Genomic DNA, 25258 nt, shown 5'->3' with positions numbered 1-25258 from the left:
AGATGTAGCAACTAAAACCCTCCTGAAACGACTGAGCTAACTTGAGACACAGCTTTTTCTAAAGGATGTAACAAAAAGTGATTCCGAGTCATGAGTGTGCGCGGATGAATCACCTGATTCCGATCTAGCAAAAATTTTAGGCTCAAGTCACATACTCCCACTACGGTTTTAGACAAATCTACAAAAGCCATCTGCCGCAACCGCTCCAATTCTGGGTTGCTGCCCCGATTCGGCTCCAGGGCATCGGCCACGAAAACCACACAACTGAGGGGATCCATGCCGGGCCGACCCAACGTGTGGTTGGCAATGGCCGCCAAGATCTCCGGATCCTGTACCTGAAACTGCTCCCGCGCCACCAGGGATCCCACCTCAGCATGCAGGATATGGGGTTCGGCCCGCTCAATCTCATCCAACTCCCGTTCCTGAGCCACCTTTTTCAGCAGTTGCTCCGGCGGGAAAGCCTTGGCCAAGTCGTGCATCAGCCCTGCCCAAGCAGCTTTCTGCTCATCCAGCCCGTAGTGGGCCGCCAGTTGCCGGGCCATCGCCTCTACCCCCAAAATATGGCGAAGGCGAGGGGGAGACACCTGCTCCTGTAGCCAGGCCAACACCGCTTCCCGCTGCAGTTGAGTGCCCATGGCCCTAGTCATTCTGCAACTTCAGCACGGCCATAAACGCTTCTTGGGGCACATCCACCGTTCCCACCGCCTTCATGCGTTTTTTCCCCTCTTTTTGTTTTTCCAAAAGCTTGCGCTTGCGGGTCACGTCTCCTCCGTAGCATTTGGCCAAGACGTTTTTGCGCAGGGCCGGTATGGTTTCACGAGCAATCACTTTAGAGCCAATCGCCGCCTGAATGGGCACTTCAAATTGATGGCGCGGGATCAGCTCCCGCAACTTGGCCACTAGAGAACGGCCTACATAAAAAGCTTTGTCCCGATGCACAATCGTGGATAGAGAATCTACCACATCGCCGTTGATCAAAATGTCCAAACGCACCAAATCATCGGCGCGATAGCCAATCATTTGGTAGTCCATGCTGGCATAACCACGAGTGCGTGATTTCAATTGGTCGAAAAAGTCGGTGACCACTTCCGCCAGGGGCAGCTCATACACCAGCGTAGTCCGACCCTGCGCCAGATATTTCATGTCTTTAAAAGTGCCGCGTTTGGTCTCACACAGCTCCATCACGGTACCGACAAATTCCTCAGGAAGAATCACCTCTACCCTGACAATCGGCTCCTCAATGCTGGTGCGCTCGTTGGGGGGAGGCAGCTTGCTGGGATTGTCCACCCGAATCACAGAGCCGTTGTTGAGGGTAACTTGGTACACCACCGTCGGAGCTGTGATCACCAGATCGAGATTGTACTCCCGCTCTAGGCGTTCCTGCACCACCTCCATGTGCAGCAGGCCCAGAAAACCACAGCGGAAGCCGAAGCCCATGGCGCTGGAAATTTCTGGCTCAAAGTACAGGGCAGCATCGTTGAGCTTGAGCTTTTCCAGAGCCTCTTTGAGTTCGGCGTACTGATCGGAGCTGCTGGGGAACAGGCCACAAAACACCATCGGCTTGGCTTCTTTGTAGCCGGGCAGGGGCTCAGGAGCTTTGCGATTCACCAGTGTGATGGTATCCCCAACACGGGCGTGTTCCACGCTCTTGATGGCGGCGGCCATGTAGCCCACCTCGCCCGCATGTAGGGCATCCACCGGCTCTTGGTTGGGACGCATCACCCCCAGCTCGGTAATCTCGTATTCTCGGCCAGAGGCCATAAAGCAAATCTTGTCCCCCGTTTTCACCTCCCCGTCCATGATGCGCACATAGACGATCACGCCGCGATAGGCGTCGTAATAGCTATCGAAAATCAAGGCCCGCAAGGGATCCGCCACCGTATCCCGTGGGGGCGGCACCCGCTGCACAATGGCCTCCAGAATCTCTTGAATGCCAATACCCACCTTGGCAGAGGCGAGGATTGCCCCGCTGCAGTCGAGGCCGATTACCTGCTCAATCTCCGCAATCACCCGCTCCGGCTCGGCCCCCGGCAGGTCGATTTTGTTGATCACCGGAATAATTTCCAGGTTGTTCTCCAGGGCCAGGTAGACGTTGGCCAGGGTTTGGGCCTCCACCCCTTGAGAGGCATCCACCACCAGCAGCGCCCCTTCACAGGCGGCCAGGGAGCGGGAGACTTCGTAGGTGAAGTCCACATGCCCTGGCGTGTCGATCAGGTTCAAAACGTAGTCTTGGCCGTCTTGGGCACGGTAGTTCATGCGGGCCGCTTGCAGCTTGATGGTAATGCCCCGTTCCCGCTCCAGTTCCATGCTGTCCAGCAGTTGCGGCTTCATCTCGCGAGCTGAAACGGTGCCCGTTTCCTGCAGGAGGCGATCGGCGAGGGTGGATTTGCCGTGGTCGATGTGGGCGATGATGGAAAAGTTGCGAATACGGGAGACAGGAACGCCGGTCATAAAAACCTGATCAGGGCAAAGATTTTTTACAATGCTAGCCTGTCTGGCCCTCTGCCTAAGCCAAGGTTGCCCAGAAGTTGGCTGCTGAGGGGAGAAGATACAGCTCTTCTGTCGGGCACCGGAGCGTCCTCCGCATTGGCCGGGACTGCTTTTTTCCGGCAACGCCGACGATGCCCGGTACAACGGACGTGCCGCTTGTGTGGCAGGGATGGGATCCGTGAAGATGGAAAAAGCCAGAACGAACTTAGGCGGTGTTGTCGCCAGCTCGCCAGGAGGCTATGGGTCTGACCTGACGGCAGAGGAAGCAGTCCAGAACCCTGCCCAAAGCACTACTTGTCTAACTTCTCAATGTAGGGGCGAATGTCATTGAGGTCGATGTAGCGGTCGGTGGCGTTGCGCAGCTCGCGGGCGATCATCCCTTCGGTGGAGACAACTGTAATCAGCGTGTTTTTGGAACGCAACAGCTCGACGGCCCGCTCAAAATCTCCATCGCCGCTAAATAGAATGATCCTATCGTACTGGCCAACGGTGTTGAACATATCGATTACTATTTCGATATCCAGATTTGCTTTTTGGGAGTACCGACCGGAGTCTTCATCTCGATATTCTTTGAGGATCTTGGTGCGCACAGTGAAGCCCATGCTGATCAGAGCGTCTCGAAAGGCCCTCTGATCATGGGGATCCTTGATGCCGGTGTACCAAAAGGCGTTGACCAATTCAACATTCGGCTGTGATCTAACAAAATAATCCAGCACCCGGCGTGGGTCAAAAAACCAGCCATTTTTCTGTTGAGCATAAAACATATTATTGCCATCAATAAAGATGGAAACCCGAGTGACGGGATGATGGTAAAACATAAAGCTTTTCCGAAAAAAGTAAGGTGAACTGGTCAGAAAAAGAGGATGAAAACGAGGTCACTGACTTTCCACAAGAGCCATTTGGGCAGCCAGCACCTTGCTGACACCAATCTCTCATCATAGCCAAAGGTGGGATCCCTTTCTCAAGAATCAACTCTGGGGAGAGGCACCCCTGTAAACCAAAGCGGGTTCCGGTTGCCGCAGGGCATAGCTGGATCCCGGTCGATCGGCTTGGCTAACGTACAGCTCCGCCAATTGTCGAGCCAGGTTACGGATGCGCCCAATGTAGAGGGTGCGCTCGGCTACAGCAATGACACCACGAGCGTCGAGCAGGTTAAAGGTGTGGGAGCACTTGAGCACATAGTCGTAGGCGGGCAGGAGCAGAGACACGGCCAACCGATCCGGCAACACCTGTTTCTGCAGTTTCTGTTGGGTGGTTTCGATCAAACGCTTGGCCTCGGCTTCGTAGAGCCGGAACAATTCCAGTAGCATCTCCGGATCGGAATACTCGAAGTTGTAATAAGATTGCTCGACCTCATTTTGGAAATAGATTTGTCCATAGGTAATCCGTCCCAGAGAAGGATGCTCATTCCAGCAGAGATCGAAAACCGAATCCACCCCCTGCAGATACATGGCCAGGCGCTCTAGCCCATAGGTAATTTCTACAGAAACCGGGCGACAATCTTGTCCGCCCACCTGCTGAAAGTAGGTGAACTGGGTTACTTCCATGCCGTCCAGCCACACTTCCCAGCCCACGCCCCAAGCCCCCAAGGTGGGAGATTCCCAGTCATCTTCCACAAAGCGAACATCGTGTTCTGCCGGGTTCACGCCCAAAGCTTGCAGGCTATTTAGGTACACATCTTGAATGTCATTGGGGGAGGGCTTGATCAACACTTGGTATTGAAAATAGTGCTGCAGGCGATTGGGGTTTTGACCGTAGCGTCCATCGGTGGGGCGGCGACAGGGTTCGACATAGGCCACTCGCCAGGGATCCGGCCCCAAGGCGCGCAAAAACGTGTGGGGGCTCATGGTGCCGGCGCCTTTTTCCAGGTCGTAGGGTTGTAGGATCAAGCAGCCCTGCTCCCCCCAAAACTGTTGCAGGCGAAAGATCAAGTCTTGAAAGGTGTGGGCTGACATGGCAGGGGTTGGGCAGAGATGGATTAACCCCTATCCTACCAATCTCCTCCTCTCAGTCGAGCAGCTCTTCCCGATCAGCTGGATCCGAGTAGTCCCACTCGATGGGGGGCATTTGGTCGAAGGCTTGTTTGAGGGCGCTCTCCCACAGTTTGCGCATCTTGGCCAGGTAGGGATCCCCGGTGCGCAGGCGCAGACGGTGGGTGACCTTGAACTGATCCGCTTGCACCATCACCAAATCGATGGGGGGGCCGACGGAGATGTTGGATTTCATGGTGGAGTCAATGGAGAGAAGAGCGCATTTGGCCGCATCTGCTAGCGAGGTTTCGTAGGAGAGGGTGCGATCCAAGATTGGCTTGCCGTATTTGGTTTCCCCCACCTGCAAAAAAGGGGTTTCCGGGGTGGCCTGGATGCAGTTGCCCTGGCTGTAGATCAAAAAGAGGGCCGGCTCCTCGCCTCGGATCTGTCCCCCCAACAACAGGCTGCACTGGGCGTCGATGCCGTCCTTTTCCAGCCAGGGTCGGTCTTGCTCCTGGATGTAACGAATTTTGGATCCCAGGTAGCGGGCCACGTCGTAGAGATGGGGGAAGGTGTGGAGATTGGAACTTTCCGGTTGGCGCAGATCCCGCTGCACTTCGGTCAAAACGCCCTGGGTGATGGACAGGTTGCCGGAGGTGCAGATCAAGATCACCCGCTCTTCGGGCACGGAAAAATCGAACAGCTTTTGGTAGGTGGAGACGTAGTCCACCCCGGCGTTGGTGCGGGAATCTGCCGCCATCACCAAGCCAAAGCGGGTGATGATGCCAAGGCAGTAGGTCATGCGAACGATGCGGCTCGGCTCTCTGATTGTAGAGGCGATTGTAGAGGTTCAGGGGAAAGCAAATCCGATTTTGTGGCGGATTTCCTCCCGCAGGCGGGCGGTGATCGAGGCTTCGTCCAAATCGGCCAAAATCTGGGCTATGGCGGCTTTAGGGCCCTCTGGCCCCCAACTGGCTCCCTGGGCCAGGTAGCGGCGGGCGGACTCGCCGATGGCATAGCAGGAAAACCCGGCCAACACCGCCTGCGTCAGGGCCACGGAACCGTAGGCTCCCAGAGAGAATCCCCCCAGCAAGGTTTTCAGGGATCCCAGGCCCAACAGCGCCACCCACTCGCCGGCGCCCAGGCTGAGCATGCTGAGGATGATCTTCTGCAGCAGTTGTGTGGCTCCTGCAGTGCTCATGGGCCAGCCGTACAGGCGGGCCAGGCGCAGGATCAGGGTGACATCGATGGCCAGCCCTCCCAAGGTATCGAGCAGGGTGATGGGGTTGAGGGCAACCGCCAGCGCTTTGGTGCGGGCGGCTGAGGCGATGAGGTCTTGGGCTTGCTGGGCACGGGTTTGCAGCTTGCGCTCAATTACCTGCTGGTTAACCCGATCAGCAAACAGGAGGGCATTCAAGGCCAGCAGCGAACGCCCCTCCCGATGCAGGACTTCCAGGATTTTCAGGCGCAGCTCATCCACCTGCGGGGATCCCACTTCCATCTGGGCAGCAAAGCTCCCATCCGGCCTTTGCACCAGGCGAGGTACGCGAGGGGAGGCCGCCACCATGACGATCTCGTCGGGGGAAAGGAGCTGCCGCACCCGTTCGTTGCGGATCTTGTCGTAAATGGCCTGGCGATCTGCCTCTGGGTACTGGTCGATCTTGTTGAACACCAGCAGCATAGGCTTGCCCGCCTCCCGCAGGGTGGCCAGGGCCTCAAACTCCACCCGCGTCAGATCCCCGCAGACGACAAACAGGATCAAATCCGCCCGCTGCGCCACTTCTCGGGCCAGCCGCGCCCGCTCTTCGCCGTCTACTTCATCCAGGCCGGGAGTGTCGATCAGCTCCAGACGGGATCCCTGCCAATGGGCGACCTGTACCGACTGCACCGAGGAAGGGGGGAGGCGGGATCCCTGCAGGGATGTGCCAGAGAAGGAGGACTGGGGGCGGGTTTCCCAGCTGATGTTCCAAGTTGCCGCTTGCTGGGTACGGGTGATGCCATGGGTGGGCCCCGTCTCAAAGACTGGCTCGCCCAGCAGGGCATTGAGCAGGGAAGACTTGCCTCGCCCCACCAGACCAAAGGCGGCGATGTGGATGACCTCGGTTTCCAGCTTGTCCAAGAGCGCTTGCAAGCTCTCCAACTCCCCTTCTAAGCCCGCGACCTCTTGGGGGCGCAGATCCAGTTGGGCCACCCACTGGCGCAGGCTGCGCTTGGCTTGTTGGTAGTTGAGATCATCTTGTAGGGTGTTGCGGCGAGCCATAGCCGTAGCGCTCAATAGCGGTAGGAAGCAGCCCTTAAAAGACTCCACTTTGCTCTCGGGATCGGCAGGCTTCCCCACCGGACAGAGAGCTTCTCATCGGACAATACAAGGGACAATACAAGACGATCATAAGAGGAAGGGAAGAGTTAAGCTCAAAGCTCAAAGCAAGGCGGCCTCAGCCGCCGGGATCCGCAACTCAAAAATCCGATATCCGAAACTTTGCAAGAGGAGGTTTTCCATGCCCAGGGCTATCTGGAATGGGGTAGTGGTGGCCGAGACAGACCGCTACGAAACCGTAGAAGGCAACATCTATTTTCCGCCGGAATCTCTGCGCCGGGAATACTTCCAGCCCAGCTCTACCCACACCACCTGCCCCTGGAAGGGGGAGGCCAGCTACTACACCCTCGTGGTCAACGGCCAGGAGAACAAAGATGCCGCCTGGTACTACCCGGATCCCAAACCCGCTGCGGCCAACATCCGGGGCTATGTGGCCTTCTGGAAGGGTGTCAAGGTGGAGCCCTAGCCGGAGCCGAGTTTGTCAACCGGGTATGATGGGAAGAGTGGGTTGGAGAGGCGATGCCATGCTGACCAATGGCCGGATCCTGTTTGGCGCGGCCCGGTGGGCGAGAAAGCTGGGCCTGGCCGGATTGAGCTTGGTGCTGTTGGGCTGCAGCCCCGCAGGTTTTCGCACCCCGCGTCCCAGCCTGACCAACAGTGGCCTCAACAGCATCTTCCCCGATGGGGAGCCTGCTTTCAACGGAGATGGCCGCTACCTGGTGTTTTCCTCGGCCCGCAGCGGCAGCCAGGATATTTTTCTCTACGACACGGTGGAACGTCGCTTGGTGGATCTGCCCGGCCTCAACTCCAGCGACGTGGCGGCTACCTCGCCCGACATCAGCGCTGATGGCCGCTACATCGTCTACGTGTCCAATGCTCTGGGCAAGTCTGAGATCTTCCTCTACGACCGGGAAACTCGCAGGATAGAAAACATCAGCAGCCGGGTGCCAGGAGATGTGCGCAACCCCACCATCAGCGGCGATGGCCGGTTTATCGCTTTTGAGAGCAACGGCCAAGGACAGTGGCACATCGAGATTTTCGACCGGGGGCCGGCGGCCAGCACGCGTCCAACCTCACCTTCTTCCCCCAATGCTGACGACAATCCCTGAGGGGATCCTCAAGCTAGGATAGACCCCCCTGCTTTGCAAGAGTTGTTGCATGTCGATTCCCCTCGCCCAGCGACTTCAGCCCCTCGGCGGCAATGTGTTTGACCAAATGGATCGAGCCAAGCGAGAGGCTCGTCGCTCTGGCCTGGATGTGATCGATCTGTCTCTGGGATCCTCCGATCTGCCCCCACCTTCAGACTCCTTGGCGGCCATCCAATCGGCTCTGTCGGATCCCTCTACCTATGGCTACACGCTGTTTCACGACACGGCGGACTTTCGGACGGCTTGCGCCAAGTGGTACATGGGGAAGTTCGGCCTGGAGATCGATCCGGAAACAGAGGTGCTGCCGTTGATCGGATCCCAGCAGGGGACGGCCCTCTTGCCCCTGGCTTTGCTCAATCCTGGCGATGTTGCCTTGGTCGCCGATCCGGCCTATCCCTCTCACGTGGGCGGGATCCATCTGGCGGGCGGGATCCCCTACTACCTGCCCCTGCGGGCGGAAAACCGCTTCTTGCCCCGCTGGGATCGGATCCCGGCAGCGATCTGCCGGCAGGCGCGGCTGCTGGTGTTGAACTACCCCCACAACCCCACCACTGCCACCGTCACCCCGGAGTTTTGGCAAGAAACCCTGCAGTTTTGTCAGCAGTACGACATCGTTCTGGCCCACGATTTTCCCTATGTGGACTGGCGCTTCGACGGCCAGGTGGCCCCTTCTGCGCTGCAGGCGGATCCCGATAAAACCCGCACCATCGAGTTTTTTTCTCTCTCCAAGTCCTATCACATGGGGGGATTCCGGGTAGCCTACGCCATTGGCAGCCGGGAGCTGATCCGAGCCCTGCGATGGGTGAAATCCACCATCGACTTCCATCAGTACCAGGGCATTCTGCGGGGGGCAGCAGCGGCTTTGGCAGTTCCCGATAGTTTTTTGGAGCGCTGGCGGCAGGTGTACCGAGAGCGACGGGATATAGCTGTGGCGGCTCTGCACCGCATCGGTTGGCCTGTGCCCTTGCCAGAAGCCACCATGTATCTGTGGGCGCCTCTGCCGGAGTTTTATCGCGGCTCTTCTGCCCAGTTTTGTTTGGACTTGGTGAGAGCCACAGGGGTTGCCCTGTCTCCGGGTTCTGGCTTTGGCCCCAGTGGGGAAGGCTATGTCCGCTTTGCTTTGGTGGTCGAGGGATCCCGTCTGGAGGAGGCGGTGGGACGGATCGAGGCGTTTTTGTCCCGGTGCATTTCCTAAATCCCAAACATCAATCCCAAACATCGAGCATCCAGCTCTCGGTTGGTTGTGCTCGCCCACCCTCGGGCAATCTAAGTCAGGATAAGAGTGTTACCCAAGTTGAGTGGGCATGGAGAAGGAAACGCTCGACAGTTTTTTGTCCATCCGCGGGGTGATGGGGGTGGCGCTCTTGAGTCGGACAGGTCGCCCTTTTTTCTACCGCTCTTTTCAGGATTTGGATAGCCGACAGCAACAGGCCCTCACCGAAGGGCTGTTTCAAGTTTTGCAGACCATGCCCCCAGGACTTGACTATTTTGATTTTCAGTTTGCCGAGCAGCGGGTCTTCGTTTACCCCCTCGGGCCGGAATGGGCGCTGCTGGTGGCGGTGAATGACGAGCTGGTGATGCCGGTTTACACCTTGGCCGTGAACCGCCTGCGAGCCGAGCTGCAGCAGGATACGCCAAAGGGCTTGGCCACCTTTCGTCTATTTACCAGCCAGGCGGAGGCAGGCCGGAACGCTACCCAGCCCAGTTCCGCTCCTGCGGCGGGCCCGCGCATGGAGATGGATGTCTTCGTGCAATCTCTGAACCGTCTCTGCCAGATTACAACCGGCTATTTGGGCAAGGCGGTGATCGTCAACTATTGGAAGGCAGCACGGCAGGAAGTGGTGGAACGCCAGGGATCCAAAGCAGAATGGCTGAACCAGTTCGAGATCGAGCGCAGCGGCCAGATCCACTACCGGGGATCCCTCAAGGAACTGGACGAATCTCAGCAAAGGGTGCTACGGGATTGGGTGCTGGCTTTTTTCCGTCGCTGTGAAGAGGTAATCCACGATTTTCGCAACTTGATCAAATCGACAGAACTGGGCCTATGAAAAAGGGGCAGGCTTTTTCCTAAGTAGGGCTATCGGCGCTTGGCCGAGGACAATCCAGGCTAAGCTATGACCATGCTCAACCCGGATCACGCCAGGTGCAGACAAGATCCCTGCCTGGGGATGTCCCTTCTTGTCGCCGCAAGCCGACCCAGCGAAAGATCCGCTTTGCTACCGCGATGCCGCCGGATCCCTCGTTAGTATGGGGTTACGGCGCGCTATGCGAAGGAGTTGCCATGCTGAGAATCGTCACCCAGCTAGCCGAGGCTGAAGCCGAGCTTAGACGGATCTCGGAGCGCACTCAGGCTGACCAGAACCTGCACCGTGAAGCAACCGTGCGGGAGATCCTGCAAGCGGTACGCCGTCAGGGGGATCGGGCCCTGCTGGCCTATACGGCTGAGTTTGACCAGGTGGAGCTGAGCGTTGCCGAACTGAAGGTGTCTGGGGCCGAGCTGGAGGCGGCTTACCAGGCGGTGTCTCCGCAATTGCTTTCAGCCCTACGGCTGGCCAAGCAGCGCATTGAAGCTTTTCACCGGCAGCGGGTGCCCAGCAGTTGGGTAAGCTTTCCCGGCCCTGAGATCGTCTTGGGCAAGCAATACCGCCCTGTGGATCGCGCCGGCCTATACATTCCGGGGGGGCGGGCCGCCTACCCCAGCACTGTGTTGATGAACGCCATCCCGGCCCAGGTGGCGGGGGTGCCCGAGATTGTGATGGTGACGCCACCGGGATCTGACGGCTCGGGGGGCAAGGGGATTAGCCCGGCCATTTTGGTGGCCGCCCAAGAAGTAGGCATCCACACCATCTATCGCGTTGGAGGGGCTCAGGCAATAGGGGCTTTGGCCTACGGCACCGAGACCATCCCCAAGGTGGACGTGATCACCGGCCCCGGCAACATCTACGTAACTTTGGCCAAAAAGCTGGTGTACGGCACGGTGGGGATCGACTCGCTGGCCGGGCCATCGGAGGTGTTGATCATCGCCGACGAGAGCGCCAACCCCCTTTATGTGGCTGCCGATTTGCTGGCCCAAGCCGAGCACGATCCCTTGGCAGCGGCCATCCTTCTGACCACCGATCTCCAGCTGGCCCAGCAGGTGCAGCAGGCGGTGGCCACCCAGATGGAGGCCCATCCCAACCGTCTGATGGTGGAAAAGTCGGTGGTGAACTACGGTCTGATTGCGGTGGTGCCGGATCTGTCAACGGCGGTGGCCTTGTCCAACCTGTTTGCGCCAGAACATTTGGAATTGCAGGTGGCCGATCCCTGGGCTTTGTTGGATCCCATTCGCCATGCGGGGGCCATTTTCTTGGGCCACCATACTCCGGAGGCGGTAGGAGATTACCTGGCTGGCCCCAACCATACCTTGCCCACCGCCGGTGCGGCCCGCTATGCCTCGGCTTTGGGGGTGGAAACTTTCCTAAAGCATTCCAGTCTGATTCAATACAGCTCAGCGGCTTTGCGGGAGGTGGCCAGCGCCATTCAGGCTCTCACACAAGCGGAAGGGTTGCCCGCCCACGGCCAGTCGGTACAGGTGCGGTTGGCGGAGGAGCGCTAATCAAGCCCTGGTCGCAGTTAGCTAGACCGCCGGGAAGCCCCACCCTCTGTTAGTGACTAGTGACTAGTGGCTAGTCACTATCCACTCACCACTATCCAGGGTGAGGGTCGGGATGAGAGGCAAGGACACGATGCTTTGTCCTTACTGGTGCTATGACCGGCGTAGCAGGATTTTATACGCTCATCATGAGAACTTTTATAAACTCATCATGAGAACTGCCTATCAATATCGCTTACGCCCTACCTCTAGCCAAGTTGCTCTAATGGAGCAATAGCTAGAGTTGTTGCGGAAGCACTATAACTATCGCTTGGCAGAGCGCTTTGCGTGGTGGGAACACAATCGCTGTGATAGCAATGCTTGTCCCTTAATCTGTCACTTGCCTGAGCTGAAAGACAAGCCCGATTTCTACTCCCAGAAACGGGACTTGGTGAGCACGAAAGCCCTGTTTCCGGAGTACAGAGCAGTCCATTCGCAAGTCCTCCAGAACTGCATAGAGCGAGTGCACAAAGCATTCGACCGCTGGCTGAAGGGCGACTGTAACGGCAAGCGGGCAGGGAAACCCAGATTCAAGGGAGTTGGGCGGTATCGCTCCTTCAGTTTCCCCCCGATGCAACAGGACTGCATTTGCGGGCAGTTTATCCATCTGCCCAAAATCGGTGCTGTTCGGATAATTCAGCACCGTCCTTTGCCTGAGGGCTTTGTGATTAAGACCGCTGCCATCAGCCGCAAGGCAGACGGGTGGTATGTGACCTTGAGCCTGCAAGATTCGTCCGTCCCTGAGTTTACTCCTGAGTCTGCAACGCTGGAAAACACGATGGGGATCGACGTGGGACTGGACTCCTTTTTGGTGACCGACGCGGGGGAGTCTGTTCCAGTTCCCCAGTATTACCGCAGAGCCCAAAAGCGGTTAAAGAGACTGCAGCGGGCAGTGTCTCGCAAGAAGAAAGGGTCAAACCGCCTATGGCTAGTGACTAGTGGATAGTGACCAGTGGATAGTGAATAGTGACTATCCACTAACCACTATCTCAGCGCAAAGATTTTCATGACAAAACAGCGAACTGGCTGGTAAGCAAGGGCAAGCATATTGGGTACGAAGCCCTGAATATCAAAGGTGTTGCTAGAACCCGACTAGCAAAATCTACCTATGATGCTGGGTGGGGACAATTTCTGCGAATTCTGGCAGTCAAGGCTGAAAGAGCTGGGCTGAGGGCGATTGCAGTGAATCCCAACGGCAGCAGTCAAAACTGCTCTCGGTGCGGTCAAAGAGTACCGAAGGCGGTTCAAGACAGGTGGCATTCTTGTTCCCATTGTGGGCTAGAACTAGAGCGCGACCACCATGCGGCCATCAACATCAAGCACAGGGCGGTGGGGCATCCCGTTCTTTTCGCGTCAGCGGGACGTAGTCCTCAAGCGCAGGAAACGTCCTTTTCGCGTTAGCGGCGCGGAGCGCTTTGCGTCAGCATGAGTGCGGGAGTATGTCACACTCCAAAATAAGCCCTATTTCTCAACCTGGACAAGCAACGGGATCCCTCGCCTGCCCTAGCGCCGCCTGGGGATTTCCCCCTTCCACTGGCAGGGATCCTCACCAACATCATTGTTGAATTGAATAATGTTGAATGGTCTGGGCGGGTGCAGGTTCATATCCGCGCTCCTGACGGATGGTCTTCAAAGAAAGGAGATCCAATGCTGTTGGCGGTTCGGTTCCCCAGTCCTTTGGCGGGACGGAGTCCTCAAGCAGGCTGGTCTGGGATGGTGAGGGATCGTTTCTGGGGCTTCATCTTAAGATCCTTCAAGCCCCTGGCAGTTTGTCTGGGTTTCCTCTGGGTGGGTCTGCTGGTTTGGACGGGATCCCCGGTTGCCCAGGGCCAAAGCGCTGTCCACGGTGCGGAGCACCTTCTGACGGTGGTACGCTTGCCAGGGCAGAACTGGGCCAATATCGAGCGGCAACTGCAGCAGAGCGGCCTCAGCTACCAGGTGATCGACGGGATCGAGCCAGCAGGTTTGCGGGGGCGCAGCACAGTCTTTTTGCCAAACGTGAATCGCCTAACCGTTGCTCAAGCCCATGCTCTCGCCGAATGGATGCAACAGGAAGGGGGTCAGTTGATCGTCAGCGGCCCGCTGGAAATCCCTGCTGAGGCACGGGATCCCTTACGCAGCCTGATTGGCGCCTACTGGAGCGGAGATATTCCTCTGGCCAGTGCTGTGCGCCTGACAGAGTTTGCTGAAGCATGGGCCCGCAGCGTTCAGGCGGCCGATCGCGCCAGCGGTGCGGAGCACTTTGTGGTTGCCGGGGGAGCCCTCTTGCCCACCGGCCCGGAAAGTCGTCTGGTGGCCGTCTGGGAAGAGGTGGACATGGGGGACAATGCCTATGCGGTGATTGCCAGCCGCCAGAGTGTGTACCTGGGTTGGCGTTGGGGGGAGTTTCCCGAGGAGACGGCGCAGTTGGATCGGGAGTGGTTGCAAGCGGCTCTGCGCCGGGCCCAAGGCCGTTTCGCTGCCCTCAGACAGGCTGCTGCCACCCCATCCCCTTTGCCAGCGGTGCGGAGCACCATCAACACCCTGGAGTTGCTGGCCATGCGCCAAGAGCTGGGGAGCTTGCTGGGTCGGGTAGAGGGATCCCTGTTGCTGGCTCGGGCCACTCAAGGGGGGGTAGAAGCAGCCGAGTACAAGCCCATTTTGGAGCAAGCCCGCAGCGTGTTGCAACAGCTACCGGCCTGGGTGGAGGCAGGGCAATACGAGCAGGCGCGGCAGGCTTTTGAACAGGCACGGGCGGATCTGTGGGCCCACTACCCGGTGGATCGGTTGACGGCTTTGTCTGAGGTACGGGCCATTTGGCTGGATCGGAGCACCATTGTCGAGGCAGGCTCTGAGGCAGGGCTGGCTCAGATTTTCGATCGCCTGGCTCAGGCTGGCCTCAACACCGTCTTTTTCGAGACGATGAATGCTGGCTTTGCCATTCATCCCAGCCGCGTCGCCCCCCAACAGAACCCCCTCACCCGTGGCTGGGATCCCTTGCGGGCGGCGGTGCGCTTGGCTCATGAGCGGGGCCTCGAATTGCACGCTTGGATTTGGACTCTTGCGGTGGGCAACACCCGCCACAATCTGCTGCCGGAGATCAGCTTGCCCCAAGACTACATCGGCCCGGTGCTGACGGCTCACCCCGATTGGGCCAATCTGGACAATCGTGGCCGTCTGTTCCCGCGCGGGCAGCCGGAAACCTGGCTAGACCCAGCCAATCCGCAGGTGCGCAGCTATCTCCTGGCTCTTACCCGCGAGCTAGTGCAAGACTACCAGGTAGACGGAATCCACCTGGACTACATCCGCTATCCCTTCCAAAACGCTGCCAGCCGCCAGGTGTTTGGCTTCGGTCGGGCCGCTCGTCAGGGGTTTCAGCAGTTGTCCGGCGTCGATCCGCTGGAGTTGGATCCCTTGAGGGATCGCTCCCTCTGGCAGTTGTGGACCCGCTACCGCACCCAGCAGGTGAACGAGGTGGTGGAGGCCATTGCCCGCACCGCCCGCTCCCTCAACCCGCGCGTGATCCTCTCGGCAGCTGTCTATGCTCTGCCCAAGCAGGAGCGCCTGCAAAGGCTGCAGCAGAACTGGGAAGAGTGGATCCAGGCAGGGGAGCTGGATCTGTTGATCCCCCTCACCTATGCGGGCAATACACGGCGTTTGGCGCAACTGGTGCAGCCCAATTTGGAAATTGTCAGCCGCTTCTCCACCCTCTTCGTCCCCAGCCTTAATTTGTTGAACTTGCCGCCCGTCGAGTTCTTGGATCAACTGCAGGTGGTGCGGGATTTGCCCACCGGGGGGTTTGCTTTATTCTCGGTGCGGCAGCTTACCCCAGAGCTGGAAGCCATCCTCAGGTCCTCCGCCATTGCCTCGACTCGCATTCCCTATCGGGATCCCTTTGGGGCTGTTCGGGATCGCTTCCAGGCGCTGCGGCAGGAGTGGATGTTTTTGCTCGAGCAGAAACGGTTGGGGTTGTGGGAGCACAGCCAATGGATGGAGCAAATAGAGCGGGTGCAGGGATCCCTGGCGGCCTTGGCAGCGGATCCCACCCCGGAAGCCCTGGAACAAGCCCGTCAGCAACTGGGCAACTTGAAAACCAATCTTGCCACTTGGATGCGGCTGGAATCTCTGCGCAACCCCTATCGAGTTCAAGTTTGGGGCAACCGTCTCGCGGCTTTGGAGATGATGCTGCGCTACGGAGAGCAAACCCTGATGAGGGCATGAAGCTCCCCTCTTGCGGGATGGGGATCCCATCTATCCCCAGAACTTCCCCAGAACCGAAAAAAACTGTTATGGGGTATCTTTCGGCATTTCCTCTGCGGGGTCAGGCCCTGCATCCGGCTCCTTGGGGAGAGCAGAGTCCTCAGGGCTGGGCAAGGACTCTGTCCTGCTGGCGCGAACCGCTTCCGGGGAGGTTTCTGGCTCCTCGTCATCGCTACGCGACGCTTCTGGGAACCCGTCAGCAGTGTGTGGCGCTGAAGCGGGCTGAGCAGCAACAGGTTCAGGAGCAGAAGGAGGAGGTGCAGCTGGGATCCCGGCTTCTTCTGCAGGAACAACCGCAGGTGGCTGAGCAGCTTCTTTTTCCTTTTGCTGTTCGTAGCGGCGACGTTTGTTGCCCTCATCCACCAGCACGTACACCAGGCTGAGGAGAGAGAGCCCTGCTGTTCCAACCAAAACCCAGAGTAAGTTGTTGTCTATGGTCATGGGGTGAGCCCCGTCAAACGCTGCTGGCGATGGAGGGATATTGCTCCTTAAGGCTTGATCTTACCGTTGAAGCCGCTCTGCCAAATCTTTCTGCCAAATCTTAAAGATTGGAAAGGTTGGGTTCACAGTTTTGTTGTTTTGTGTGTCATGCGCTATCTCAAGTTCTACAAGCCTTATGGCGTGCTCACCCAATTCACCGACCGAGAGGGACGGCCCACCCTCCAGTCTTTTATCCCGGTGCCCAGGGTTTATCCGGTGGGGCGACTGGATCGCGACAGCGAAGGGCTGCTCCTGCTGACCGATGATGGTCGCCTCAATGCCCGCTTGATCGATCCCAAGTTCGGCCATGAGCGCATCTACTGGGTTCAGGTGGAAGGGATCCCCACCCCCCAAGCCCTGCAACAGCTGCAACAGGGGCTGATCATCCAAGGGCGAAAAACGCGCCCGGCCCAGGTCAAAGTCTTGGCTGAGGAACCCACCCTGCCGCCACGGGATCCCCCCATTCGCTTTCGCCGCTCCATCCCCACCACCTGGCTGGAACTGACGCTGCAGGAGGGTCGTAATCGTCAGGTGCGCCGCATGACTGCTGCTGTTGGGATCCCAACTTTGCGGTTGGTTCGGGTTGGACTGGGGCCCCTCTCTCTGGCGGGGCTTGCTCCTGGCCAGTGGCAAGATCTCAGTGAGGTAGAACTGGCCCAACTGCGGCAATATTGTTTTTCTCAAACCATTAGAGTCATTTCAAGTTAGATTAAGACGCTTCCTATTCGCTCGGCAGTGAGGAGCTGGGAAGCAAGACAACGGAACAGTTTTATTCCCTCTTAAATGACTATAAACTAGGACACTGCATCCACACCTAAGACGTTGAACGCACAGGGCCGGAAGGCTTTTCTCCGTAGCTTAGGCGTTTCACCCTAACCTGAAATGACCATAACTTAACTCACATTGATCATTACTGAGCATTTGATCACTACATTGTTAATGATTGCCCTATGATTGCCCTTGTTCCCAATTGTTCTTGAGCCCACTCAGTCGGGCATGAGGGCGTGGGCGCGCTTGCCACCATTGGGGTAGAGAAGGGCCCGCTTGGGGCCGTGGATGGGATCCTCGACGATAATCGTCTGGTCGCGGCTGGCCCCCAGAGAAACAATGGCAATCGGCACCTGCATCAACTGTGCCAAAAACTTCAGGTAATCATGGGCTTCGGGGGGCAAGTCTTGGATGGAGCGGCAATCTTTGGTGGAACATTTCCAGCCCGGCAGGGTTTCGTAGATGGGTTTGCACTGGGCGAAAACCCGGGCATCGCTGGGAAAGTGACGAATTTCCCGCCCCTGGTACTCGTAGGCCACGCACACCTTGATCTCATCCAAGCCATCCAGCACATCCAGTTTGGTGATGGCCAGGCAGTCTAGGCCATTGATTCGCACCGCGTAGCGCCCAATTACCCCGTCAAACCAGCCGCAGCGCCGTTGTCGCCCTGTGGTGGTGCCAAATTCAGCACCGGTTGCCCCCAGGTACGCCCCGATCTCATCTTTGAGCTCGGTGGGGAAAGGGCCTTCGCCAACGCGGGTGGTGTAGGCTTTGGCCACCCCGATCACCCGGTCAATGCTGGTGGGGCCGATCCCAGCGCCAATACAAGCGCCACCGGCAATGGGATGGGAGGAGGTGACGTAGGGGTAGGTGCCGTAGTCGAGATCCAACAGGGTGCCTTGAGCCCCTTCAAACAGGATGTTCTCCCGATCTTCGATGGCTTGGGTGAGAAGCAGAGCAGCGTCGGTAACATAGGGGCGCAGCCGCTCGGCATAGGCCAGGTATTGCTCGATAATTGGCTCGGGATCCAAGGGCGGCAAGTTATAGATCTTTTCCAGCAAGACATTTTTGTAGGGAATGGCCCAACTGAGGCGCTCCCGCAGCTGGTCAGGGTACATCAAGTCCACGACGCGAATGCCCATGCGCTCGGCCTTGTCGGCATAGGTGGGGCCAATGCCCCGGCCGGTGGTGCCCAGCCGGTAAATGCCACGCCGCTCCTCTTCTGCGATGTCAATGACCCGGTGGTAGGGCAGGGTGACGTGGGCCGTTTCGGCAATGAACAGGTTGTCGGTGGAAATGCCCAATTGATGCAGTTGGTCGATCTCGGCCAGCAGAACCTCGGGATCGATCACCGTGCCGCTGGCGATGATGCAGCGTTTGTCGGGGTAGAGAATGCCAGAGGGGATCAAGTGTAGCTTGAAGGTTTGGCCCCCCACCACCAGGGTATGCCCTGCATTCACCCCACCTTGATAGCGGACGACCACATGGGCCTTTTCACTGAGGAGGTCGGTGATCTTCCCTTTTCCTTCATCGCCCCACTGGGCACCGACAACCACGACGTTTGCCAAGAGCTTCTCCTACAGTCCGTAGATGGCACAAAAAATCCCCTTTGCGGGGGTTGCTGCACTAATCTACCGCATCGCTCCGGGCGATGTTGAGAGATCAGGACAAAAAGATTAACAATCGATTAACTTTTCTCCGGCAGGGGACAACGTGGAGATGGGCGGGATCCCCGAACCCTCTGGCAAGCCAACAGAGATTCCCCAGTTGCCCTCGCCTTCAGCTCCCCGGCTTGAACAGGCCAATGGCCGTGACCTGGTTGGATCCCACCTCAAAGGCAAAGGCCAGGCCCAGGGCATCGTAGTTGACGTAGTAGCGGTCGTCGCGCAGATATTCTCGGCTTCCCTTGGGATAGGGTACCACCTCGTTGTAGCCGTTCTCGCCGGGCCCGCCGTAAACGGCGATCACTTCTGAGTAGGTGGAACCAATGCGGATCCCTTCGCCGGTCATGGCTTCCGGGTGGGTGGTGTAGATGCGGTTGGCGAAAAAGCTATCCACAATGCCCGGATGACGGTAGGTGAAGAGGATGTAGTCTTGTAGGTAAAAGATCTTCAAGTCGCTGTTGGGCTGAAACACATTAGCTCCGGAGGCTGCTGGGATCTGATCGACATTGCCCAGCAGGTGGGTATCGACGTTGCGGGTATCCATGCCCAGCTCAAAGCGGCCAACTCGGCCCTCTTGCACCAGCACGGTAGGCCGTGGGGGCAGGGTGGGTCGCCGTGGGGGCAAGGCCAGCGCTTGCAGGCCGGCATTCAGCCAAGCATTGTCATCTCCTTCCACCGTCTGCAAAGGCACTAAACCTCGCTCCAAAGAGCGACCATCCCCTGTTTTCCAGGTGGCCACGGCCAGTTCCACCGCCGCGCCGGAGGGAAGGGCAAAGAAGCGGGTTTGTCGTTCGCTGCCCTGGGTGGGCTGCCCCAAAATGAGGGTGCTGCCGCTGGCTCCCAACTGGGCAGCCAGGAGGGTGGACCCCTGGCGGGTGTTGCCATCCACCAGAACGGCCAACGGGATCCCGGCGGCAATGGGCAGATTTTCGCTGTTCCAGAGGGTGGGCTGCCCGAATCGGTCTTCGGTAATCAGCAGCGGCTGGACGGAGCGGGGCAAAAACAGGCGCGCCACATCTGCTACCACTTGGGGGTCGTAGCCCACCGAGCCGCGCAGGTCGAGGACAATGCCCTGGCTGTAGTCTTGGGTGTGGAGGGTTTGGCGGATTTGCTGAGCCGTGGCTGGGGTGAGATCCGGCACAGCCAAGTAAACCTGGCGCGGGCCGATCCCGCGGGCTTGTACGGGAGGACGAGGACGGTTGAGCAAGTCCTTAAAAGCTTGCGGATCCCAGAAACGATCGGCGGGATCCCCATACTCCCGCAGGATCTCTTGAATGAACTCGTACTCCACCTCAATGGGGGGGCGGGGATCCCCGTAGCTTCGGGCCAACAGGCGGGTGTAGAGGTCGTTGTAACTGACTGCGGCAGCTTGGTTGCCTGCACCCAAGGACTCGTTGATGAACAATCCCACCAGATGGCGGAGATCCAGCCCGACCGGCTCACGGGGAGGGGAAGGGGCTGCCGGGATCCCTGGATCGGGAAACGAACCTTGGGGATCCGAGGGCATGATGGGCACAGGAGGCAAGGCCGATTGGCCCACAGCGCTGCCGGGCGAGATCCCGGCGATCAGGGTGAGGATCCCCCAAGCCCCAAGTACGCGCGCAAATCCCTTCATGGCAGCCTGCCCTCTTGCAGATGTTGCGAATAGGATAAACCCTAAACGCTCCCCTTTGCCACTGCCAGCAGTGGTAGATATCTATTTTTTGCGACTTGGAACACTAGGGGCTGCGCCCCCTTGCTTTTGAAGGAAATGCCCTCAGCCAGAAAATCCCCAGCGCATTCACTTGCCTTTTTTGTCCTTTTTGCTCGGCTTGGGCTTTTCTGCTGCCGGGATCTCTGTAGCGGTCTCTGCCGCTTTCTCCTCAACTGGTAGCGTTGCCTCTGCCGCAGAGGCTGAGACGGTTTCAGCAGGGGATGCTTCTACAGCCTTTTCTGTAGCTGGCTCGGCTTCCACGACTGCGGCTTCTCCATCCGTTTCCGCCCCCGTAGCCGTCTCTGATGAGGATTCAATTGCCTCAGGGATCCCAGATACCTCTGCTTCTGGCCCATCGGCCTCAAACTCGGCCTCTGGCACTGCAACCTTCTCCTCCGAGCTTGACAAAGAAGTAGGCGCCTGGGTTGGATTCCCCTCGCTATCGACCCAGTTGACCGTAGTTTGCGACTTCAGCCAGGCCATCACCTTGTTGGTCAGCAAGCCTTCATAGACGGCTTGGCGTACTCGTTCCCGATCCAGCCTCTGCCCTTGCTGGGCGTAGGCCGCCATCACTTCTTCCACTTCCACGTCCAACTCCGTAGAGCCTACGGCAATTTGCTCTTGCCGAACGATGGCGCTCAGGGCCAAGGTGCGCCGCAGCCGGTCGATGGCTTCGGGTCGGTGGCGCTCTTTCAACTGGTTAAGGGTTTCGGGAGGCAACTCGGACAAGAACTTACGGAGCTCCCCCGGCTTGATGCCTTCCTGCCGCAGGGCCTGGAGACTCTGGGCCAGCAGTTGTGTCGTTTCTTGTTCGATGAGGGTTTCCGGCAAATCCACCTCAGTAGTCTCCAAGATGGCGTTGAGGATGGCGGTTTCGAGGTTCTCCTCGGATTGTCTCAGGGCATCCTGTTCGAGGCGCTTTTGCAGGTGTTCCCGCAACTCGGCTACCGTTTGGAAGCTGCTGATCTCTTGCACAAAGGCATCGTCCAATTCGGGCAGCTCTTTGGCCTTGATCTCCCTCAGGCAGACAGTGAAGGTAACCGTTTTCCCGGCCAACTCTTTTCTGAAGTAGTCGTCGGGGAAGGTGGCTGCGATCTCCTTGGTTTCGTCGAGCTGCATGCCCACGATGCCCGCCACAAAACCGGGGATGAAGTTGTCTTCCTTGAGTTCCAGCTGGAAGTCCTGGGTGGTCATCTCGTCGAGGGGATTGCCTTCTGCATCGCGGGCTACAAAATCGATCACCACCACATCCCCCAACTGAGCAGGCCGATCTTCTACCGGCAAGAGGGTGGCCCGCTGATCCCGCCATCGGTCGATGAGCTGGTCAATTTGTTCAGGCTTGACGTCAACGCGGGTTGCCGTAACGGTCAGCCCTTTGTATTGGCCAACGCGGGCTTCGGGGTACACCTCAACATATCCTGAGAAGCTGAAGTCTGCTTCGGGGTTGAACTGAGCCAAGAGCTGACCCACCTCATCATCCAGCTCGAACCGGCTAATGGGAGTGAGCCGAGCTTCCTTGAAAGCCTGTTGAATGGCCTCGCTGATCAGGTCATCCACAGCACTGGCCATGATGCGCTCGCGGCCCACCTGCCGCACAACGAGGTTGCGGGGGGCCTTGCCCTTGCGGAATCCCGGAATTTGGATATTCTGCTCCAGTTGACGCAAGGTTTTTTCGTAGGAGCGCTTCACCCGGTCGGCTTCTACCACAATTTTGAGACCGACCCGGCTGCCAGGGCGTTTTTCTTGGATAACCTGCATAGGAAGTATGAGCTAGGGAGAGGGGCAAGTAGAAGTTCAATTCTACCTCAACGGCCTGTGGGTCAACCTGGGGATTTTAGGCAGGGGATCCCTCGGTGGCCACTTCTTTCACATCCTGGATGTCCTCTTGGGGTTCGGCACGCTTGCTGGGAGGCAGTTGCTTCACTTTGGCTTCCAGCTCCACCACCATTTCCTTGAGTTCGGTGATGGTGACCTCCTTCTCCTGCAGTTGCCGATTTTTTTCCCGGGCTTCGATGCTGAACTGTACGCGCATCCAGAGGCTATACAGCCAGGCGAGGGCGGCCCCAATCCCAGCAGCAGCCAGAAGTTCCATCACCAGAGGGCTTTCGATGCTGACGCCAGGGGCAAAGGTAATCGTGACTGGGGTGGCGTTTTGCATGGCAAAGAGGGCAATGGCCAGGAGGGCTGAAAACAAGATCAGGTAGTTGAACAGTCGCATCGTTTTTCTCCTCGAAGGGATCCACTACGGCTTGCCAGCACCAGGATACTCATAAACGGGGATCGGTTTCTTAGAAAAACCAGCCATAGCTGTGTAAGCCTTTGCCCAGAAAGTTGACCCCCAGGTAACATACCCAAACCACTCCAAAACCCAAGCTGGCCAAGAGGGCGGGGCGTCTGCCTTGCCAGCCTTTGGTGATGCGGGCGTGCAAATAGGCGGCAAAGACCAACCAGGTAATCAAGGCCCAGGTTTCTTTCGGATCCCAGCTCCAGTAGGTACCCCAGGCTTCGTTGGCCCAAACGGCGCCGGCAATAATGCCGATGGTGAGCAGGGGGAACCCTAGCCCGATCAGCCGGTAGCTGGTGTTGTCCAAGATTTCTGCCAGGCTCAGCCGTTGCCAGGGGATCCCTTCGGGGGCCGGTTGGGGGGGGAGTTCAGCGGACGAGGGGGCAGGACGGGGGGAGCGGCGGCCGGCGTCGGCCAGTTCTGAAGCCGGGGAAGGCAGGGTGGCTTCCGCCCATTCGGGATGGGTTTGGGGTTGGGGAGGGCGAAATTGCAGGCCGAGGGAGTTGCCCTTGAGATGCACTTCCTGACCGCGAGTGACGATGAGAAAGCTGATGGAGAGAAGGGATCCCACCAACAGCGCCGCATAGGCCAGCAACATCACAGTCACATGCATCATCAGCCAGTTGGATTGCAAAGCCGGCACGAGGGGCTGGGCTACCTGCATATCTTCCGGCAGCACCAAGGCAGCAAAGGCTACGATCCCGGTTACAACTGGGGCAGTCATGACCCCCACCCAGCGGCTGCGGCTCCAGTGGAGGGCCAGCAGGTGCAAAGCGGTGATCCCCCAGGCCAGGAAAAACAAAGACTCGTACAGATTACTCAAGGGGAAGTAGCCTGCATCGATCCAGCGGGCCGTCAACAGGGCGGCCATCGTCAAGTTTGCCCCGATCATCCCCGCTAGGCCCAATTCGGCCAAAAGCTGCACCTGGGGAAAAGCTGCCCCACCCCAGTAGAACAGCATGGCCCCCAGAGAAATGGCAAACGCCACGTTGTTGAGCAGAGCTTGCCACTGGGCCAGATCCATGCCCGCAAGAGCTGTTATCGCCAACAGAGCCATACACGACCTCAAAAGTGTCTCCGACCCGGCTTGAGCCAGGCCAGTTGATCCCATTCTAGGGCGGGGGAAGGGATCTTCCCCAAAGGACACATGCTGGTAATGTGGGGATGGCTTATCTGCAGCTCGGCAGGGTACCGAGAGTGTCGGGATGTGAGGCTCATGCAAGAACACGCGGGAAATGCCAGGTTGAGAAGGTGGGGGTTGTTGAGATGGTGGATCTGTCTGTTGGCCGCCCTCGTTTTGGCCTCTTGTGGGGGATCCCCGCCTGAACCCCCGCAGGAACAGCTTCCCCAGCTAGAGCGCGTGCCGGTTCCCCCGGAGATTGCCAAGCTGGATGCCCATTTGCAGTACTGTCGCCCGCAAGTTCAGATCCTCAGCCCCAAGCCAGGTGAGGTGTTGTCAGAGCGGCAGGTAACCGTTCGCTTCGCGGTGCAAGGGTATCCGCTTTTCCAAGATCCGCAATTGGGTCTCGGCCCTCATCTGCACGTGGTGCTGGACAACCGTCCCTACATCGCCCATTACGATGCCGATGCTCCCCTCGTTTTCAAGGATTTGGAGCCGGGATCCCATACTCTGCGGGTGTTTGCCGGCAAACCCTGGCACGAGAGCTTCAAAAACTCTGAAGCCTATGCCCAGGTTAGCTTCCACGTGCTAGCTCCCACCCCCGAGTACGTGCCACAGCCGCAACTGCCCCTGCTCACCTACAACCGCCCCACAGGCAGCTACGGGGCCGAGCCAATCTTGGTGGATTTCTGGCTGGCCAATGCCCCGGTGCGGGAGAGCCTGTTGAGTGACTTGCCACGGGACTGGCGGATCCGCTACACCCTCAACGGCCAATCTGGCCTGCTGGATCGCTGGGAGTCTTTTTATCTGAAGGGCTTCAGGCCCGGTCGCAATGTGATGGTGCTGGAACTGGTGGACAGCAAAGGGGATCCCATCCGCAATGTGTTCAACAGCGCCGCCCGCGAGATCACCTACACCCCTGGCGGCCAAGATACCCTCTCCAAGCTGGTTCGGGGGGAGCTAAAAGCCGAAGAGGCCCTCGCCATTGTGCAGCCGCAGCCCACACCCACGCCGACTCCGGAACCCACGCCCACTCCTACTCCGACGCCAACACCCAGCCCGACGCCCACGCTTGCACCTCGTCGCCAGCCGCGCTTTCAACTGGGCCGCCCCCGTCCGACACCAGAGGGGATCCCGGCTGTTCCAACGCCACCGCCCGTGGTGGCCACTCCTGAACCTGAGCTTACGCCTGAGCCCAGCCCAGAGCCCTCTCCGCAAGCTGTGCCCACTTCAACTCCCCAGCCTGTGGCTACGCCTTTGCCGCGCGTGACCCCCATTCCCTTCCAGGAGCGGCGGGTGCGACAGCAGGGGTTGCGGCTTTTCCCGCCGGGACTCCACAGTCCAACCTTGCCAGGTGAGCAATAGCGGGACGGAGTCCTTGAGTTGATAGAAAGTTGATAGAATGCCCTTCGCGCAGCGGGCCGTAGGTCTCACTGTTCTCCCAATGCCCCTCT

22 protein-coding genes are annotated in these 25258 nt (G+C 58.5%); 10 read left to right on the top strand and 12 right to left on the bottom strand.

Going from position 1 to position 25258, the window contains the following annotated elements; all coding sequences use genetic code 11:
- Positions 1 to 11 precede the first annotated feature (11 nt).
- The 6 genes from yqeK to NW805_RS10550 all read right to left on the bottom strand — a co-directional run bounded on the left by yqeK (position 12) and on the right by NW805_RS10550 (position 6720).
- Positions 12 to 647 carry a bis(5'-nucleosyl)-tetraphosphatase (symmetrical) YqeK gene (gene yqeK, locus NW805_RS10575; protein WP_414422454.1) on the bottom strand — a complete coding sequence of 212 codons (636 nt, stop codon included), beginning with the start codon at positions 645 to 647 and terminating at the stop codon, positions 12 to 14.
- Positions 640 to 2451, bottom strand: a complete 1812-nt coding sequence (gene lepA, locus NW805_RS10570; RefSeq protein WP_414328663.1) for a translation elongation factor 4 — start codon at positions 2449 to 2451, stop codon at positions 640 to 642. The genes yqeK and lepA overlap by 8 nt, the downstream gene beginning before the upstream one ends.
- A 329-nt stretch (positions 2452 to 2780) precedes the next feature.
- Positions 2781 to 3308, bottom strand: a complete 528-nt coding sequence (locus NW805_RS10565; protein WP_011431737.1) for an NYN domain-containing protein — start codon at positions 3306 to 3308, stop codon at positions 2781 to 2783.
- A 150-nt stretch (positions 3309 to 3458) separates the two neighbouring features.
- On the bottom strand, positions 3459 to 4445 hold the full coding sequence (gene glyQ / locus NW805_RS10560; protein WP_414422453.1) for a glycine--tRNA ligase subunit alpha: 987 nt from the start codon (positions 4443 to 4445) through the stop codon (positions 3459 to 3461).
- A gap of 52 nt (positions 4446 to 4497) precedes the next feature.
- The gene (locus NW805_RS10555; protein ID WP_414387909.1) at positions 4498 to 5262 is read right to left on the bottom strand and encodes a peptidase; all 765 of its coding nucleotides are present in this window, start codon (positions 5260 to 5262) and stop codon (positions 4498 to 4500) included.
- Positions 5263 to 5310: 48 nt separating this feature from the next.
- A complete protein-coding gene (locus tag NW805_RS10550) occupies positions 5311 to 6720 on the bottom strand; it encodes a DUF697 domain-containing protein (protein WP_414356311.1) in 1410 nt (469 codons plus the stop codon).
- A 238-nt stretch (positions 6721 to 6958) separates the two neighbouring features.
- Between NW805_RS10550 and NW805_RS10545 the strand changes: the two genes are divergently transcribed.
- The 8 genes from NW805_RS10545 (at position 6959) to NW805_RS10510 (ending at position 15756) form a co-directional block, all read left to right on the top strand.
- Positions 6959 to 7243, top strand: a complete 285-nt coding sequence (locus NW805_RS10545) for a DUF427 domain-containing protein (protein WP_414328853.1) — start codon at positions 6959 to 6961, stop codon at positions 7241 to 7243.
- Positions 7244 to 7301: 58 nt separating this feature from the next.
- Positions 7302 to 7886 (top strand): TolB family protein, encoded by a 585-nt coding sequence (locus NW805_RS10540; RefSeq protein ID WP_414328852.1) that lies wholly within the window; start codon positions 7302 to 7304, stop codon positions 7884 to 7886.
- A gap of 49 nt (positions 7887 to 7935) precedes the next feature.
- Positions 7936 to 9120 carry an LL-diaminopimelate aminotransferase gene (locus NW805_RS10535; protein ID WP_414422452.1) on the top strand — a complete coding sequence of 395 codons (1185 nt, stop codon included), beginning with the start codon at positions 7936 to 7938 and terminating at the stop codon, positions 9118 to 9120.
- Positions 9121 to 9229: 109 nt separating this feature from the next.
- Positions 9230 to 9973, top strand: a complete 744-nt coding sequence (locus tag NW805_RS10530) for a hypothetical protein (RefSeq protein WP_414343014.1) — start codon at positions 9230 to 9232, stop codon at positions 9971 to 9973.
- A gap of 233 nt (positions 9974 to 10206) precedes the next feature.
- Positions 10207 to 11520: a histidinol dehydrogenase gene (hisD, locus tag NW805_RS10525; protein WP_414422451.1), complete on the top strand. Its 1314-nt coding sequence runs from the start codon at positions 10207 to 10209 to the stop codon at positions 11518 to 11520.
- A 280-nt stretch (positions 11521 to 11800) separates the two neighbouring features.
- Positions 11801 to 12502 carry an RNA-guided endonuclease InsQ/TnpB family protein gene (locus NW805_RS10520; protein ID WP_414422450.1) on the top strand — a complete coding sequence of 234 codons (702 nt, stop codon included), beginning with the start codon at positions 11801 to 11803 and terminating at the stop codon, positions 12500 to 12502.
- Positions 12503 to 12582: 80 nt separating this feature from the next.
- A complete protein-coding gene (locus tag NW805_RS10515) occupies positions 12583 to 12957 on the top strand; it encodes an RNA-guided endonuclease InsQ/TnpB family protein (protein ID WP_414422460.1) in 375 nt (124 codons plus the stop codon).
- Between the two features lie 246 nt (positions 12958 to 13203).
- Positions 13204 to 15756, top strand: a complete 2553-nt coding sequence (locus NW805_RS10510; protein WP_414422449.1) for a glycoside hydrolase family 10 protein — start codon at positions 13204 to 13206, stop codon at positions 15754 to 15756.
- Between the two features lie 66 nt (positions 15757 to 15822).
- Here the strand turns inward: NW805_RS10510 and NW805_RS10505 are convergent, their stop codons facing one another.
- A complete protein-coding gene (locus tag NW805_RS10505; protein WP_414422448.1) occupies positions 15823 to 16236 on the bottom strand; it encodes a hypothetical protein in 414 nt (137 codons plus the stop codon).
- 147 nt (positions 16237 to 16383) lie between these two features.
- On the opposite strand from NW805_RS10505, the gene NW805_RS10500 reads away from it, so the two are divergent.
- Complete coding sequence (locus tag NW805_RS10500) at positions 16384 to 16983, top strand: pseudouridine synthase (protein WP_414422447.1); 600 nt, start codon at positions 16384 to 16386, stop codon at positions 16981 to 16983.
- A gap of 278 nt (positions 16984 to 17261) precedes the next feature.
- Here NW805_RS10500 and NW805_RS10495 read toward each other — a convergent pair whose 3' ends face one another.
- The 5 genes from NW805_RS10495 to ccsB form a co-directional block, all read right to left on the bottom strand.
- A complete protein-coding gene (locus NW805_RS10495; RefSeq protein ID WP_011431751.1) occupies positions 17262 to 18611 on the bottom strand; it encodes an adenylosuccinate synthase in 1350 nt (449 codons plus the stop codon).
- Positions 18612 to 18822: 211 nt separating this feature from the next.
- Complete coding sequence (locus NW805_RS10490) at positions 18823 to 20322, bottom strand: S41 family peptidase (RefSeq protein ID WP_414422446.1); 1500 nt, start codon at positions 20320 to 20322, stop codon at positions 18823 to 18825.
- Between the two features lie 165 nt (positions 20323 to 20487).
- On the bottom strand, positions 20488 to 22158 hold the full coding sequence (gene tig / locus NW805_RS10485) for a trigger factor (RefSeq protein ID WP_414422445.1): 1671 nt from the start codon (positions 22156 to 22158) through the stop codon (positions 20488 to 20490).
- Positions 22159 to 22234: 76 nt separating this feature from the next.
- Positions 22235 to 22618, bottom strand: a complete 384-nt coding sequence (locus tag NW805_RS10480) for a lipopolysaccharide assembly protein LapA domain-containing protein (RefSeq protein WP_414422444.1) — start codon at positions 22616 to 22618, stop codon at positions 22235 to 22237.
- Positions 22619 to 22688: 70 nt separating this feature from the next.
- A complete protein-coding gene (ccsB, locus tag NW805_RS10475; protein ID WP_414422459.1) occupies positions 22689 to 23708 on the bottom strand; it encodes a c-type cytochrome biogenesis protein CcsB in 1020 nt (339 codons plus the stop codon).
- Between the two features lie 258 nt (positions 23709 to 23966).
- On the opposite strand from ccsB, the gene NW805_RS10470 reads away from it, so the two are divergent.
- Positions 23967 to 25169 (top strand): hypothetical protein, encoded by a 1203-nt coding sequence (locus NW805_RS10470; RefSeq protein WP_414422443.1) that lies wholly within the window; start codon positions 23967 to 23969, stop codon positions 25167 to 25169.
- Positions 25170 to 25258: the final 89 nt, after the last annotated feature.

It is taken from the genome of Synechococcus sp. W60.1 (assembly GCF_047461575.1).
Lineage (GTDB): Bacteria > Cyanobacteriota > Cyanobacteriia > Thermostichales > Thermostichaceae > Thermostichus.
Note: the sequence above shows the minus strand (reverse complement) of the source record. Positions and strands in the feature narration are given on the sequence as shown.

Bases quoted from the DNA above. Each gene is read 5' to 3' on its own strand.
- yqeK (WP_414422454.1), bottom strand. From the start codon at position 647: ATGACTAGGGCCATGGGCACTCAACTGCAGCGGGAAGCGGTGTTGGCC.
- lepA (WP_414328663.1), bottom strand. From the start codon at position 2,451: ATGACCGGCGTTCCTGTCTCCCGTATTCGCAACTTTTCCATCATCGCC.
- NW805_RS10565 (WP_011431737.1), bottom strand. From the start codon at position 3,308: ATGTTTTACCATCATCCCGTCACTCGGGTTTCCATCTTTATTGATGGC.
- glyQ (WP_414422453.1), bottom strand. From the start codon at position 4,445: ATGTCAGCCCACACCTTTCAAGACTTGATCTTTCGCCTGCAACAGTTT.
- NW805_RS10555 (WP_414387909.1), bottom strand. From the start codon at position 5,262: ATGACCTACTGCCTTGGCATCATCACCCGCTTTGGCTTGGTGATGGCG.
- NW805_RS10550 (WP_414356311.1), bottom strand. From the start codon at position 6,720: ATGGCTCGCCGCAACACCCTACAAGATGATCTCAACTACCAACAAGCC.
- NW805_RS10545 (WP_414328853.1), top strand. From the start codon at position 6,959: ATGCCCAGGGCTATCTGGAATGGGGTAGTGGTGGCCGAGACAGACCGC.
- NW805_RS10540 (WP_414328852.1), top strand. From the start codon at position 7,302: ATGCTGACCAATGGCCGGATCCTGTTTGGCGCGGCCCGGTGGGCGAGA.
- NW805_RS10535 (WP_414422452.1), top strand. From the start codon at position 7,936: ATGTCGATTCCCCTCGCCCAGCGACTTCAGCCCCTCGGCGGCAATGTG.
- NW805_RS10530 (WP_414343014.1), top strand. From the start codon at position 9,230: ATGGAGAAGGAAACGCTCGACAGTTTTTTGTCCATCCGCGGGGTGATG.
- hisD (WP_414422451.1), top strand. From the start codon at position 10,207: ATGCTGAGAATCGTCACCCAGCTAGCCGAGGCTGAAGCCGAGCTTAGA.
- NW805_RS10510 (WP_414422449.1), top strand. From the start codon at position 13,204: ATGCTGTTGGCGGTTCGGTTCCCCAGTCCTTTGGCGGGACGGAGTCCT.
- NW805_RS10505 (WP_414422448.1), bottom strand. From the start codon at position 16,236: ATGACCATAGACAACAACTTACTCTGGGTTTTGGTTGGAACAGCAGGG.
- NW805_RS10500 (WP_414422447.1), top strand. From the start codon at position 16,384: ATGCGCTATCTCAAGTTCTACAAGCCTTATGGCGTGCTCACCCAATTC.
- NW805_RS10490 (WP_414422446.1), bottom strand. From the start codon at position 20,322: ATGAAGGGATTTGCGCGCGTACTTGGGGCTTGGGGGATCCTCACCCTG.
- tig (WP_414422445.1), bottom strand. From the start codon at position 22,158: ATGCAGGTTATCCAAGAAAAACGCCCTGGCAGCCGGGTCGGTCTCAAA.
- NW805_RS10480 (WP_414422444.1), bottom strand. From the start codon at position 22,618: ATGCGACTGTTCAACTACCTGATCTTGTTTTCAGCCCTCCTGGCCATT.
- ccsB (WP_414422459.1), bottom strand. From the start codon at position 23,708: ATGGATCTGGCCCAGTGGCAAGCTCTGCTCAACAACGTGGCGTTTGCC.